Origin of the sequence: Bradyrhizobium sp. F1.4.3, from assembly GCF_040548375.1 — a bacterium.
GTDB lineage: Bacteria > Pseudomonadota > Alphaproteobacteria > Rhizobiales > Xanthobacteraceae > Bradyrhizobium.
This window is the reverse complement of record NZ_JBEPRN010000006.1, coordinates 213,641-227,081: the sequence shown is the minus strand read 5'-3', so window position 1 is coordinate 227,081 and position 13,441 is coordinate 213,641. Positions and strand designations below refer to the sequence as shown.

Genomic DNA, 13,441 nt, shown 5'->3' with positions numbered 1-13,441 from the left:
GCAGGGACATCCGCGAGGGGACCACCGCATGGCAGAGCGCTTCGATCGGATCTGGCACAACGCCCGGCTCGCCACGATGCGGGCCGACCGTCCCGATCTCGGCGAGATCGAACACGGCCTGATCGCCGCGCGCGGCGGCCACATCGTCTATGCAGGTGCGGTGGCAGATTTTCCGGCGAATGCGGACGCCATCAAGCGGATCGATTGCGAGGGCCGCTGGATCACGCCCGGCCTCGTCGACTGCCACACCCATCTTGTCTACGGCGGCAATCGCGCGCATGAGTTCGAGCTGCGCCTGAAGGGTGCAAGCTATGAGGAGATCGCGCGGGCCGGCGGCGGCATCGTCTCGACCGTGGCCGCGACGCGCAAGGCCAGCGAGGCCGATCTCGTCGCAAGCGCGCTGCCGCGGCTCGACGCGCTGATCGGCGAGGGCGCAACCACCGTCGAGATCAAGTCCGGCTACGGCCTCGACACCGAGACGGAGATGCGGCAGCTCGCGGCCGCCCGGAACCTCGGCGGCCAGCGGCCGGTCGCGATCCGAACCTCCTTTCTTGGCGCGCACGCGCTCCCGCCAGAAGCAGACGGTGACAAGGACCGCTATATCGACCTCGTCTGCAACGAGATGCTGCCCGCGGTAGCGAACGCCGGCCTTGCCGATGCCGTGGACGCGTTCATGGAAGGCATCGCGTTCTCCGGTGAGCAGACGTCGCGGGTGTTCGAGGCGGCGAGGGCGCTCGGGCTGCCGGTCAAGCTTCACGCCGATCAATTGTCGAATCTCGGTGGCGCGGCGCTTGCCGCGAGATTTTCCGCGTTGTCGGCGGATCATCTGGAGCATACGGATGAAGCCGGTGCGGCTGCGATGGCGCAGGCTGGCACGGTCGCCGTGCTGCTGCCCGGCGCCTTCTATTTCATCCGCGAGACCGCAAGGCCGCCGGTGGAGCCGTTTCGCAAGCACGGCGTCAAGATGGCGCTCGCAACCGACTGCAATCCCGGCAGCTCGCCGCTGACCTCGCTTCTCCTCGCCATGAACATGGGAGCGACGCTGTTCCGGATGACGGTGGCCGAATGCCTCGCCGGGGTCACCCGTGAAGGCGCTCGGGCGCTCGGCGTGCTGGATGAGACCGGCACGCTCGAAGCCGGCAAATATTGCGATCTCGCGATCTGGGACATCGAGCGGCCCGCCGAGCTCGTCTACCGCATCGGCTTCAATCCGCTGTACCGCCGGGTGTGGAGGGGACAGTGACGGAGCAGGGCGTGCCGATCGTCGTCAAACCGGGAACAGTCAGTCTCGACGATCTCGTTTGCGTGCTCGCGGGCAGTCCTGTCATGCTTGATCCGTCGTTCTGGCCACGCGTCGATGCCGCCGCGGAGATCGTCGCCAAGGCCGCGCAGGCCGCCGCGCCCGTCTACGGCATCAACACCGGTTTTGGGAAACTTGCGTCGAAACGGATTCCGCCCGACCAGACCGCGTTGCTCCAGCGTAACCTCATCGTCTCGCATTGCTGCGGCGTGGGGCCGGCGACACCCGAGCCGATCGTCCGGCTGATGATGGCGCTGAAGATCATCTCGCTCGGGCGCGGCGCCTCGGGCGTGCGCCGCGAGGTGATCGAGCAGTTACAGGCAATGCTGGCGCGGCGCGTTTGTCCGCTGGTGCCGCAACAGGGTTCGGTTGGCGCCTCCGGCGATCTCGCCCCGCTTGCGCACATGACCGCCGTCATGATCGGCGAGGGGCAGGCGATCCTCGACGGCAAGACCGTGCCCGGTGGTGAAGCGCTTGCCGCCGCCGGCCTCGCGCCACTGACGCTCGGCCCGAAGGAGGGGCTCGCGTTGATCAACGGCACGCAGTTCTCGACCGCCTATGCCATCTCCGGCGTGCTGCGCGCGTTTCGCTTGGCTCGTGCTGCGCTCGTGACCGGTGCGCTCTCGGTGGATGCGGCGATGGCATCGACGGCGCCGTTCCGCCCCGAAATTCAGGCGCTTCGCGGTCATGCCGGCCAGATCGCGGCGGCCGCGACGTTGACCGCGCTGCTCGACGGCAGCGACATCAGGCTGTCGCATCTCGAAGGCGATGAGCGGGTGCAGGATCCCTATTGCCTGCGCTGCCAGCCGCAGGTCGCGGGCGCAGCCCTCGACCTGATCACGCAGGCCGCGCGCACGCTGATCGTCGAGGCCAACGCCGTCACCGACAATCCGCTCGTCCTGGTCGAGACCGGCGAGATCGTCTCGGGCGGCAATTTCCACGCCGAACCGGTCGCGTTCGCTGCAGACGCCATCGCGCTCGCGCTGTCGGAAATCGGCGCGATCAGCGAGCGGCGCATCGCAACGCTGGTCGATCCCGCGCTGAATTTCGGCCTGCCGCCGTTCCTCACGCCGGATCCCGGCATCAATTCCGGCTTTATGATCGCCGAGGTCACGGCCGCCGCGCTCTACGCCGAGAACAAGCAGCGCGCGGCTGCCTGCTCGATCGATTCGACGCCGACCAGCGCCAACCAGGAAGATCATGTCTCGATGGCCGCGCACGCCGCGCGGCGGTTGTCCGATATGGCCGACAATCTTGCCGCCATCCTCGGCATCGAGTTCCTGGTCGCCGCGCAAGGCATCACGTTGCGTGCGCCGCATGCGACGAGCGCGGCGCTTGTCGCCGTGATCGCCGCGCTTCGCGAACAGGTGCCTGCGCTCGGCGCCGACCGCTACATGGCCGGGGATCTCGCCAAGGCCGCAGCGCTGGTGGAAGCCGATGCGTTGCCGGCCATGGCGCTCACGGCGCTCTCGAATGATCCATTTCCGAGACTTGACTGAAGAGGTCCTCATGAACCGCCGACTGGATAACGACCGCACCATCCGCGCCCCTCGCGGCAGCGACATCAGTGCGAAGAGCTGGCAGACGGAAGCGCCGCTGCGCATGCTCATGAACAATCTCGATCCCGATGTCGCCGAGCGCCCGAGCGAACTCGTCGTCTATGGCGGCATCGGCCGCGCCGCGCGCGACTGGGAGAGTTTTGACCGGATCACTACCGCCTTGCGCAAGCTCGAATCTGACCAGACCTTGCTGGTTCAGTCCGGCAAGCCGGTTGGCGTTTTCCGCACCCATGCGGATGCCCCGCGCGTGCTGATCGCGAACTCCAACATCGTGCCGCACTGGGCGACGCTCGACCATTTCAACGAGCTCGATCGCAAGGGCCTGATGATGTACGGCCAGATGACCGCGGGCTCCTGGATCTATATCGGCAGCCAGGGCATCGTGCAGGGCACTTATGAGACCTTTGTCGAGGTCGGGCGCCGCCATTATGGCGGCAGCCTTGCCGGCAAATGGATCCTTACCGCCGGCCTCGGCGGCATGGGTGGCGCGCAGCCGCTGGCCGCGACCATGGCCGGCGCCTCGATGCTCGCGGTCGAGTGCCAGCCGAGCCGCATCGAGATGCGGCTGCGCACGGGCTATCTCGATCGACAGGCCGCGACGCTCGACGAAGCGCTGGCGATCATGGCGGAGGCAGCCAAGACACATAAGCCGGTCTCGGTTGGCCTGCTCGGCAACGCGGCCGAGATCTTTCCCGAGCTGGTGCGTCGCGGCGTCAAGCCTGACATCGTCACCGACCAGACCAGCGCGCATGATCCGATCAATGGGTACCTGCCGAAGGGCTGGACGCTGGCCGAGTGGGAGGCGAAGCGCGCCGCCGATCCGAAATCGGTCGAGCGCGCGTCGAAGACGTCGATGGTCGAGCACGTCCAGGCCATGCTGGATTTCCACGCGCAAGGAATCCCCACGCTCGACTACGGCAACAACATTCGCCAGATGGCGAAGGACATGGGCCTGGAAAACGCCTTCGATTTTCCAGGCTTCGTTCCTGCCTATATCCGACCTCTGTTCTGCCGCGGAGTCGGGCCGTTCCGATGGGCCGCGCTGTCGGGCGATCCCGAGGACATCTTCAAGACCGACGCCAAGGTCAAGGAGCTGATGCCTGACGACAAGCACCTGCACAACTGGCTCGACATGGCCAAGGCGCGCATCAAGTTCCAGGGCCTGCCGGCGCGGATCTGCTGGGTCGGCCTCGGCGATCGTCATCGCCTCGGCCTCGCCTTCAACGAGATGGTCGCCCGCGGTGAATTGAAGGCGCCGGTCGTGATCGGTCGCGATCATCTCGACAGCGGCTCGGTGGCGAGCCCCAACCGCGAGACCGAGGCGATGCGCGACGGTTCGGACGCCGTGTCCGACTGGCCGCTGCTCAACGCGCTGCTCAATTGCGCCAGCGGCGCGACCTGGGTCTCGCTGCATCACGGTGGCGGCGTCGGCATCGGCTACTCCCAGCACGCCGGCATGGTGATCGTCGCCGACGGTACGCCGGAAGCCGCAAAGCGGATCGAGCGTGTGCTCTGGAACGATCCGGCGACCGGCGTCATGCGCCATGCCGATGCGGGCTACGAGACCGCGATCGACTGCGCCCGAGCCAACGGGCTCGATCTGCCGAGCCTGGCGAAATAGCTGCGGTTTCAGGCCTCCTTTGTCCCGCGCGCCGCGTCGCCGTCGAGGCGCTGCCGCTTCTTCGCGAGATAGCCGTCGATTGTCGACGGGCATGGGTTTTGCGAAGTATAGCCCTGGCGGTCGACCTTGGGGACAGCGCAGCAGACAGTCCGCAGCTGCTACTTCGCAGGCTGAAGCGCGGCCGTCTGCCTGGCGAGCGCCTTGTCGAAGTCCTCCGACAGGCTCGTTGCGTAGGTGGCAAGCTCGCCCGGCTTGACGAACGGATTCGGCGAGCCGTCCTTTATCTGCTGTGCGCGCTTGTCCTGCATGCCGTAGACCTCTGGATGCGGCCCGAGCAGCACGTCGATCTTCATCGCCTTGGCCTTGGCGAAGGTTGCACGGTAGTCGTCGACGATGCCAGCATAGGTCGGCTGACCGACCAGCCTATTCAGCGCCACGGTGCCGCTACAGAAGAACAGCACGTCGCGCTCCTGGCTGCCGTCCTTGACGGTCATCTCCCAGCTCGTGCAGCCCGGCGAGTGGCCGGGCGTCTCATGCGCCGTCAGCGTAGTGTCGCCGAGCGTGACCTTGTCGCCTTCCTTCACAGCGCGATCGACCTTGACTGCGGGGAAGGCGAGGTCCGCGTTCTTCTCGTCGCCCGGATAATAGCCGCCTTCGAGCAGCGGCTTGTCGCGCTGTCCGGCCACGAGCTGCGCGCCGGTCTCCTTCTTGATCTCGGCGAAGCCGCCGGTATGGTCGAGATGGGCGTGCGTGTTGAGGATGATCTTGATGTCGGCCACCTTGAAGCCGAGTTTTGCGATGTTGTCCTTGATCATGCTGGTCGACTGGGGCATCGCGGTGTCCATCAGGATCAGGCCCTGCGATGTCTTGATGATGTAGACGGCGATCCCGTCGGTGCCGACGTAATAGATCTTGTCGATGAGCTGGAACGGCTCGAACGGCGCCGTCCACTTCACCATGACCGCCGCCAGGAAATCCTTGATGGTCTGGGCCTGCGCAGCCGGGGCGAACAATGCGAACGCGCATAGCGCGGCCGTGAGCTTTCTCATGGTTTTCCTCCCAATGTTTTCTTGCCGTTGTGATCGCACGTGACTTTCGCGCGCCCCGACCGGCCGCAAGCTACGTGTTGCGCGATACGGCAGCAACGGGCTCACGTCTGAAAAATTTCACGCCATGCGCGGAATAACGGTCCCTGTCCGGTTTGAGCATGGCGGCCGTTGCTGCAACGCGGCCAGCTGGCGTTTGACCGCACGCAGGCCGCCCGCCATACTTCCTCTCAAGACGAGCCTGCAAGACTCGTCGGCACCGGGAGCTGAAATGACCAATTCATTGTCCGTCCTCGCGGGGACGCTGATTTCCGTCGTCTCCCTCACGTCAATTGCGCTGTCGCAGCCGGCCTGCGTGACCCAGAACATGACCGTGCCGCCGGGCGCCAACACCACCGACAAGACGGCGCCGTTCTTCGTCGACACCACTGGTCTCGATTTCAAAACGGCGCCGCCGACGCGCGATCCCTCCAACCCCAACTATCCGCGTGCGACCGAGCTCCCCGACGGCACGCTGCCGCCGCCAGGCGCCGAGGGCAATTTCGTCATCGGTCCCGCCCACAATCCCGCGCCGGAGACCATCGCGAAGGAGGGCGTGCCGCGCGGGACGACAAAGTCCTTCACGCTGTCGTCCAAGGACAGCACGATCTACAATCCCGGCCTGATCCGTGACGACGTCGCCGGCTGCACCAACTCCTCGATCATGACGACCGTCACCGCGCCGGACGACAAGTCGAATATGCTCGTGACCACCAGCCATCCCGGTGTCTGGTCGCGTACGATCGACGTCTATGTGCCGGCGCAATATGTGCCCGGCACGGAGGCGCCGTTCATCGTGATCGGCGACGGCGGCTCCAATGCCTACAAGGACCTCCCGACCACGCTCGACAACCTGATTGCCCAGCGTCGCGTGCCGCCGATGATCGCGATCCAGATCGGCAATGGCGGTCAGGATGCGCAGGGCAGCCAGCGCGGGCGCGAGTATGACGCGGTTTCGGGTGCCTACGCACAGTTCGTCGAGCGCGAGGTGCTGCCGCTGGTCGAGCAGAATGCCGGCGTCAAGCTCATCAGGAATCCGGATGGGCGCGCGACCATGGGCCTGAGCTCGAGCGGCGTGGCAGCCTTCACCATGGCGTGGTTCTATCCCGATCTCTATCACCGCGTGTTGGCGTTCTCGCCGACGATGGTCAACCAGCAATGGCCGCATGATCCGTCGCTGCGCGGCGGCGCCTGGGAATATCACAGCGCCTGGACCGGGCCGGCTACGCCCAACCTCATCTCCAAGGCGGGCGTGCTTACGCCGGCCGAGCCGCCCGGCGTCCCGTTGATCCTGAGCGCGCCGACCAAGCCGATCCGCTTCTGGTTCTTCGGCGGCGACCAGGACCTGTTCTATCCAAATCCCACCATTCCCGACGGCATGCACGACTGGACCTTGTCGAACGAACTGACGGCAAAGGTGCTGGCCGAGAAGGGCTACCACTACCAGTTCCTGTTCGTGCGCAACGCCAAGCATGTCGATCGGCCGACGATCGCGCAAACGCTGCCGGCAGCGCTGGAGTGGGTCTGGAAGGGCTATCCAATTCCCTAGGTCGGTGCGGAGCGCCTATCGTCCGATCGTCACGCCGGCGGTCGAGCGCATCGCGTCCTTCAGGCTCGTCGCGTTCATGTCGTCGAGGACCTGCCGCGTCAGCACGGTGGTTTGGCCGGGCGTATTGAGGATCGGCTCGCCGCGCGAAGATGATAGCCGGTCGGCCTTGTAGGGCGCAGCCGGATCGGTGGCGGGGGCAACCGAAGGCGCGTGGCGTGGCCGCTTGCTGGAGGCGGCAAAGGCGCCTTGCGAGAAGCAGAGGGCGGCGATCACGACCAATCGCACCGATTTTGCGGGCATGCGATCTCCCATATCCAGGGTGTCAGCCTAGCATATGGCGAGCATCGTCGCCGAGCAAAAGGATCAGGCGAGAGCGGCCTGGCGTTCCCGCAACGGCTCGCGAACCCGGTCGGGTTTCCCCGGCTCGGCGAGCCGGGTGAAGCTGCGCTTGTCGGCCTGCGCGGGCGCTTCGACGATCACGCCCTCGCAGACGATGTGGCCGCCGAGCATCTTGAATTCCAGCTTGTCATAGCGCGGCATCGTCTCGCCGGGTGCGGGCGGCAGCAGCTCGACGCTTCCCTGGATGTTCAGCGTGGCGTCGCCAGCGCCGTGAAGCCGCGGATTCCACATCCTGATCCCGGTTTCGGCCCAACGTTGCCGGATCAGCGTGGTGCGATCGACAGGTTCCGCGGCTCTTGCGCGCGCCTTCGGTGCGCTGCGGATCTCCGGAGAGGGAGACGCAAGAGCGGGAGATGGCTCGATGCTCGCGGCGACGGTGGCGGCGAAAGAGTCTTCGGCGGCAACAGTGGCGATGGGCGGAGGATCATTGGCGAGGACCGGCGCGATCTCTACCGCGACGCTGGGAGATGGCTCGCTGCAGATGTTGATCTCGGGGGCATCAGCCGCAGAGACTTCGGCGCCGACAAGGGCGGCACACGAGTCGCTTGCGACGGCTGGCTCAACGTTTTCGAGAACGCTGGGGGAGGGATCTTCGTCGATCACGATATCAAGGACATCGACCGGGGCGGTCTCGACGTCGACAGACGAGACGGAGATCTCCTCCGCGACGACGGGTTCAACGTCCGTCGGGAGTTCGGCGGATGGCTCGCTGCTGATGACGAGTTCAGGAACATCAGCCGGCTCGCTGTCGACGTCAGACAAGACCGAAGCCTCGTCTTCGACGACTGGCTCGATTTCCGGAAGCGCCACCCGAGATGAATCGTCGCTGGCGTGGCTATCGGACGGCGCGGCCGATGGGCTCTCCGCGGTGACAGAGATAGTCGTGTCATCCCCTGCGACTGCAATGTCTGCGTCGTTGCGCAACGGGTCAATGCTGTTGCTGGTGTCGAGAGCCGGAACGGCATCCGCGATGTCGACGATGGTGGTAGACTGCTCAGCCGCAGCGATCGGTGCCACGTCGATGCTGCCGCTGCGCGGCAGAGGCCGAAGCCGGGTGAACGCCCATTGCACCGCAGGAATGCGGCACAGCAACGATATCAGTCTCGATAGCACTGGGAGTTGTCCAAGAGGTACTCGGCGTAAGGCAATCGCTGATTCGTCAGCAACGCAAAAACTGCCCCGGCCGTCACATCGATGTCAATGTAGGCGGGACCAATTGCAGAACATCCGGACGTCCGTCGGGCGAGAGGCGATGCAGCAGCCGTCTCGCCTTCCGGATTGTCGTCCACGGATCGCGACGCCAGCTGCGTTGCCGTGTCTATTCGAAATGCATGGATGCGAGCGGATCTTGCTCACGATCGGAGAGGCTCCGCATCGGAGGAAGCGCGATGGTCGCATGCTCCGTTTTGCGGATGTGTGAATGTGCCGGGGCGGGTTTGCGAACAAGCGCCACGGCGAGCGCGCCGGACGGCGAGACGATCCCTGCGCCGCCGGGCTGTCCAGGCCAGGCCTGCGCGGGGCCGGCTATCGCGAGCGAGAGGATGAGCCGCAAGGCTGTGAAGATAGCTGTCTTTGTCATGGGAGGCTCCAAACCGTTCCATTGACATGATCGGATGGGACGCGTGATATTCCGCGCTGCCGCATGATCTCGCGATAGTTCACGCGGGGTTCAAAAGGCGTGAGGCGGGCGTGAGCGGTTCCTGCTTGCAGGCGACGAGGTCTCTCGGGAACCCGCATGCAACAAAGCACCGCCGCGGAGTTTCGAGACGTCACGCATAGGATGAGCGGGCAGCAAGGCGAAACGCTCGCATGTCCGATCCTCCCGATGACAGGATCGTTCCGACCCGTTCGTTGCAAGGCGCAAGGCTCGACGAGCGCTTTGACGCAACGCTTGCCGATCTTCAGGGCCGGCGCGACGAGCTCGTGCAAGTCATCGCGCGCCTGACCGAAGGCTTGACCGTGATCGATCCGGCGGCTGCAAGCGGGTCGGCGCAGTCGGCGCGACATCTGCTCGATCTTCTCGACACGGCTGCGATCCTCGTGACGGCAGAACCACGCCCGTCAACACCGGTGACCATGCCGACGGTGCCGCCACGCCGAACGTCGGGGGTTCCTGCTTCTTTCTCCCAAGGGTAATCTGGACCGCCCATTCCCTGTTGTGAGGACGACGCATGAGGAAGCTTGCCGCCATCGGAGCAGTTCTGCTCTGGTCCACCGTCGCCTTTGCCCAGGATCGCACCATTGCCGTCGCCTCGACGACATCGACGGAACAGTCGGGCCTGTTTGGCTATCTGCTTCCACTTTTCTCGAAGGCCGAGGGCATCAATGTGAAGGTCGTTGCCGTCGGCACCGGCCAGGCGCTGGACATCGGACGGCGGGGCGATGCCGACGTGGTGTTCGTCCATGACAGGCCCGCCGAGGACAAGTTCATGTCCGAAGGGCAGGGCGTGAAGCGCTTCGACGTCATGTACAACGACTTCATCATTGTCGGGCCGAAGAGCGATCCCGCGCAGATCGCCGGCGGCAAGGACGTGGCCGAGGCGCTGCGAAAGATCGCGGCGGCGAAAGCGCCGTTCATCTCGCGAGGCGACAAGTCCGGCACGCACGCGGCTGAGTTGAGATTATGGAAGGAGGCGGGCGTCGACATCGGTGTCGGCAAGGATGGCTGGTATCGCGAGATCGGCCAGGGTATGGGGCCGGCGCTGAACATGGCGTCGTCGACGAACGCCTATCTGCTGTCGGACCGCGGCACCTGGCTGTCATTCAAAAACCGCGGTGAGCTCGCCATCCTGACCGAGGGTGACAAGCGGCTCTTCAACCAGTACGGCGTCATGCTGGTAAATCCGGCAAAGCATCCGAACGTGAAAGCGCAGGACGGGCAGGCCTTCATCGACTGGCTGGTCTCGTCGAAGGGGCAGGATGCGATCGCCGGCTACAGGGTCGGCGGGAAGCAGCTATTTTTCCCCAACGCGTCCCACTAGCAGGAAAGCAACGGTCGACACCGTCACGCTGAGCGCGAGCAGGATCAGCCCGAGTCCGAGCGCCAGCGGCAGGTCACCCTTGCTGGTCTCCAGCGCGATGGCAGTCGTCATGGTTCGCGTAAAGCCGCGAATGTTGCCGCCGACGATAATGATAGCGCCGACCTCTGCGATGGCGCGCCCGAAGGCCGCGAGGAAAGCCGTCAGCAGCGACGTCCGGCCGAGCGCGAACAACAAGCCAATGCTGCGCAGGGTCGACAGCCCGTCCGTCCGCGCCATGTCGCCATACTCGGCCCACAACAGGCTCGCCGGCCTGTGCACCAGCGCCACCACGATCGGCGCGGCAAGCAGCGTCTGCGCGATCACCATGGCGGTCGGCGTGAACAGCAGGCCGGCCGCCCCGAGCGGACCGGACCGCGACAGCAGAAGATAGAGGGCGAGCCCGACAACGACCGGCGGAAGGCCGAGCAGCGCATTGGTCAGCACGATGATGACTTGACGTCCGCGGAAACGGGCGATCGCAAGAAAGGCGCCGAACGGTGCCCCGATTGCTAGCGCGACGACGCTCGCCGTCAGGCTGACGCGCAACGACAATGCGACGATGCCGAGGAGTTCGGCGTTGGCTTCGCCGATCAGCGAGAAGGCGGCGCCAATGGATCGCACGAAGTCGTTCATCCGTCGATGTCAAGGCTACGAAGTCGCTTCACGGATTATCCTCTGCGAGTCCTGTCGACATTCACAGAATACTTGGAAGGAACGGTTTGGGAACTCGATTTATTCGGAGGCGAATATCGCGGCTGTGATTCTGCCTTCAGGACGCAAGCGGGGCGGGGCTGTGCGTCACCGAGGATGTGCCCCAAAACCAGCGCGCGAGTGGTATGGCAACGATTGCCCCGATGATTTGCGCGGCGATGAATGCCGGCACGCCCTGCGGGGCGATGCCGGCGAATGTATCGGACAGCGATCGGGCGATGGTGACTGCGGGATTGGCAAACGACGTCGAGGCCGTGAACCAATACGCCGAGGTGATGTACAAGCCGACGGCGTAAGGAACGGCTGCGGGGGTTCGAGACGCGACGCCCAAGATCGTCAACAGCAGACCGAAGGTCGCCACGGCTTCGGCGAGCCATTGTCCGGCTCCGGTGCGTTCTGTCAGCGAGAGCTGGAGGACTGGAAGCCCGAACATCAGGTGCGCGATCCATACGCCGATGATCGCGCCGGTGATCTGTGCGGCGATATAAATTGCAGCATCGGTCCAGGGCGTCTCGCCGCGGAGGGCGAATGCCAGGGTCACCGCCGGATTGAAATGGGCCCCCGACAGGGAGGCGAACGTCAGGATCAGCACGACGAGGATGGCGCCGGTGGCGATCGTATTGCACAACAGCGCCAGCGCGACGTTTCCGCCCGCGAGCTTTTGGGCCATGATTCCCGAGCCGACCACCGCGGCAAGCAGGAACGTCGTTCCGAGCCATTCGGCGAAGGCGCGCCGCGCAAGGCCGCGCATCAGGTGCCGCGGTCCAGCCGGACGCGCTCGCCGTCTTCCTTGACGAACTCGCCCTGGTGCGCGGGCAGGAGCTCCAGCACCAGCTCTGACGGGCGGCAGAGCTTGACGCCTTTCGGCGTGACCACGACCGGCCTGTTGATCAGGATCGGATGCGCCATCATGGCGTCGAGAAGCTGCTCGTCGGTCAGGGCCGCGTTGCCGAGCCCCAGCTCGGCATAGGGCGTGCCCTTTTCGCGCAGCAGGTCGCGCACGGACAGTCCCATGCGCGCAACAAGCTGCTGCAACAGCGCCCGCGACGGCGGCGTCTTGAGGTATTCGACCACGTGCGGCTCGATGCCGGTGTTCCGGATCATGGCAAGCGTGTTGCGCGACGTGCCGCAGGCGGGATTGTGGTAGATGATCGCATCCATCGCCAACACCTTCAGCATTAGGCCTGTGATGGCTTCGCCGCCGCCTGCGGTGCGCAGCAGGCTGACGGCTGCTCATGCGCAACCCGCGCGAGGTTCTCCCCGCTGCCATCACCGTAGTCGGTGCTCTCGCCCGTGGTGTGAAAAGTGTCCCAGGAGATGCCAGCGGGATCATCGATCCAGGATTTTTCAGACTTGGCATAGCAGCAGGCGGTCTGCCCCTGTTCGATGATGGCGCCGCCGGCCTGGCGCAGCCGCGCATAGACCTCCTGGAGCTCATCGCCGGTCTCGACCTGGATGCCGAGGTGGTCGAGGCCGGGCGCGCGTCCGCGCGTCGAGATCGCGAAATTCACGCGGGGGTCTTCGAGCATCCATTTTGCGTAGTCGGATTTCACCACCGACGGTTCGCTTGCGAACAAGGCCGAATAGAATCCGATGGAGCGGGAAAGATCCTCGACGGACACGTGCACGTGCAGGCGCTTCATGGATTGTCCTTTCAGGCTGGAATCTTGTTGCGCTTGCGCGCAGGCTTGCAGGTTTCGGCCGGAGCGCATGGCGTCCCGCCACAGCAATTTTCGGTCAGGAAGTCGACGAGAGCGTTCATGGTCTCGAACCGCGCCGCATAGATCATCGAACGCCCCTCGCGCCGGACGGTGGCAAGACCCGCCATCCGCAGCCGGTCGAAGTGAAACGTCAGCGTGTTGGGGGCGAGATCCAGCGCCTCCGCGATCGCGCCGGCGGCCATGCCGTCGGGGCCCGCCTGCACCAGCAGGCGGAAGACGTCGAGACGGTTGTCCTGCGCGAGCGCGGCGAGCGCGGTGACGGTATCCGTCGTTTCCATATTTCAACGAATATTGAAATGATTGCGGTCTGTCAATCCGGATATCCGCGCCCTGAGCCGGACCAGGCGCAGCACGCGCGCCAAACGAGCCGCGACGACGCCAAATCATGCTTTTCGCGACTTTCAAGCGGGCTTTATTCCCGCCATGGATGCTTTAAGGAAAGGGGCAGGATCGGGTCGCAGACGCCGAGCGGCGTT

The 13,441-nt window shown here is 65.1% G+C and carries 15 protein-coding genes; 6 read left to right on the top strand and 9 right to left on the bottom strand.

The window, feature by feature from the left end; translation table 11 throughout:
- Positions 1-28: 28 nt before the first annotated feature.
- Genes hutI through hutU form a run of 3 tightly spaced genes read left to right on the top strand, consistent with a single transcriptional unit; the run spans position 29 to position 4,480 of the window.
- Positions 29-1,243, top strand: a complete 1,215-nt coding sequence (gene hutI, locus ABIB73_RS19480) for an imidazolonepropionase (protein WP_354226359.1) — start codon at positions 29-31, stop codon at positions 1,241-1,243.
- A complete protein-coding gene (gene hutH / locus ABIB73_RS19475) occupies positions 1,240-2,799 on the top strand; it encodes a histidine ammonia-lyase (protein ID WP_354226357.1) in 1,560 nt (519 codons plus the stop codon). Before hutI ends, hutH begins: the two co-directional genes overlap by 4 nt.
- A gap of 10 nt (positions 2,800-2,809) precedes the next feature.
- Positions 2,810-4,480 (top strand): urocanate hydratase, encoded by a 1,671-nt coding sequence (gene hutU, locus ABIB73_RS19470; RefSeq protein WP_354226355.1) that lies wholly within the window; start codon positions 2,810-2,812, stop codon positions 4,478-4,480.
- 158 nt (positions 4,481-4,638) lie between these two features.
- Here the strand turns inward: hutU and blaBJP are convergent, their stop codons facing one another.
- Entirely contained in the window at positions 4,639-5,529 is an 891-nt protein-coding gene (gene blaBJP / locus ABIB73_RS19465) for a BJP family subclass B3 metallo-beta-lactamase (protein ID WP_354226353.1), read from the bottom strand.
- 268 nt (positions 5,530-5,797) lie between these two features.
- Here blaBJP and ABIB73_RS19460 point away from each other — a divergent pair, with 268 nt between their 5' ends.
- Positions 5,798-7,114 (top strand): alpha/beta hydrolase, encoded by a 1,317-nt coding sequence (locus tag ABIB73_RS19460; protein ID WP_354226352.1) that lies wholly within the window; start codon positions 5,798-5,800, stop codon positions 7,112-7,114.
- A 15-nt stretch (positions 7,115-7,129) separates the two neighbouring features.
- Here the strand turns inward: ABIB73_RS19460 and ABIB73_RS19455 are convergent, their stop codons facing one another.
- The 3 genes from ABIB73_RS19455 to ABIB73_RS19445 form a co-directional block, all read right to left on the bottom strand.
- Positions 7,130-7,414, bottom strand: coding sequence for a TonB-dependent receptor plug domain-containing protein (locus tag ABIB73_RS19455; RefSeq protein WP_354226350.1), 285 nt, complete (start codon positions 7,412-7,414; stop codon positions 7,130-7,132).
- Between the two features lie 63 nt (positions 7,415-7,477).
- The gene (locus ABIB73_RS19450; RefSeq protein WP_354226348.1) at positions 7,478-8,626 is read right to left on the bottom strand and encodes a hypothetical protein; all 1,149 of its coding nucleotides are present in this window, start codon (positions 8,624-8,626) and stop codon (positions 7,478-7,480) included.
- 205 nt (positions 8,627-8,831) lie between these two features.
- Complete coding sequence (locus tag ABIB73_RS19445; RefSeq protein WP_354226346.1) at positions 8,832-9,092, bottom strand: hypothetical protein; 261 nt, start codon at positions 9,090-9,092, stop codon at positions 8,832-8,834.
- 230 nt (positions 9,093-9,322) lie between these two features.
- Here ABIB73_RS19445 and ABIB73_RS19440 point away from each other — a divergent pair, with 230 nt between their 5' ends.
- Both ABIB73_RS19440 and ABIB73_RS19435 read left to right on the top strand, forming a co-directional pair.
- Positions 9,323-9,649, top strand: coding sequence for a hypothetical protein (locus tag ABIB73_RS19440; protein ID WP_354226344.1), 327 nt, complete (start codon positions 9,323-9,325; stop codon positions 9,647-9,649).
- A 35-nt stretch (positions 9,650-9,684) separates the two neighbouring features.
- The gene (locus ABIB73_RS19435) at positions 9,685-10,494 is read left to right on the top strand and encodes an ABC transporter substrate-binding protein (RefSeq protein WP_354226342.1); all 810 of its coding nucleotides are present in this window, start codon (positions 9,685-9,687) and stop codon (positions 10,492-10,494) included.
- On the opposite strand, the gene ABIB73_RS19430 is transcribed toward ABIB73_RS19435, so the two are convergent.
- The 5 genes from ABIB73_RS19430 to ABIB73_RS19410 form a co-directional block, all read right to left on the bottom strand.
- On the bottom strand, positions 10,468-11,166 hold the full coding sequence (locus ABIB73_RS19430) for an ABC transporter permease (protein ID WP_354226340.1): 699 nt from the start codon (positions 11,164-11,166) through the stop codon (positions 10,468-10,470). The genes ABIB73_RS19435 and ABIB73_RS19430 overlap by 27 nt on opposite strands.
- Positions 11,167-11,302: 136 nt before the next feature.
- Complete coding sequence (locus ABIB73_RS19425; RefSeq protein WP_354226338.1) at positions 11,303-11,995, bottom strand: MIP/aquaporin family protein; 693 nt, start codon at positions 11,993-11,995, stop codon at positions 11,303-11,305.
- Entirely contained in the window at positions 11,995-12,405 is a 411-nt protein-coding gene (arsC, locus tag ABIB73_RS19420) for an arsenate reductase (glutaredoxin) (RefSeq protein ID WP_354226336.1), read from the bottom strand. Before arsC ends, ABIB73_RS19425 begins: the two co-directional genes overlap by 1 nt.
- A gap of 17 nt (positions 12,406-12,422) precedes the next feature.
- Entirely contained in the window at positions 12,423-12,887 is a 465-nt protein-coding gene (locus ABIB73_RS19415; protein ID WP_354226334.1) for an ArsI/CadI family heavy metal resistance metalloenzyme, read from the bottom strand.
- Positions 12,888-12,898: 11 nt separating this feature from the next.
- Positions 12,899-13,243 carry an ArsR/SmtB family transcription factor gene (locus ABIB73_RS19410; RefSeq protein ID WP_354226332.1) on the bottom strand — a complete coding sequence of 115 codons (345 nt, stop codon included), beginning with the start codon at positions 13,241-13,243 and terminating at the stop codon, positions 12,899-12,901.
- Positions 13,244-13,441: the final 198 nt, after the last annotated feature.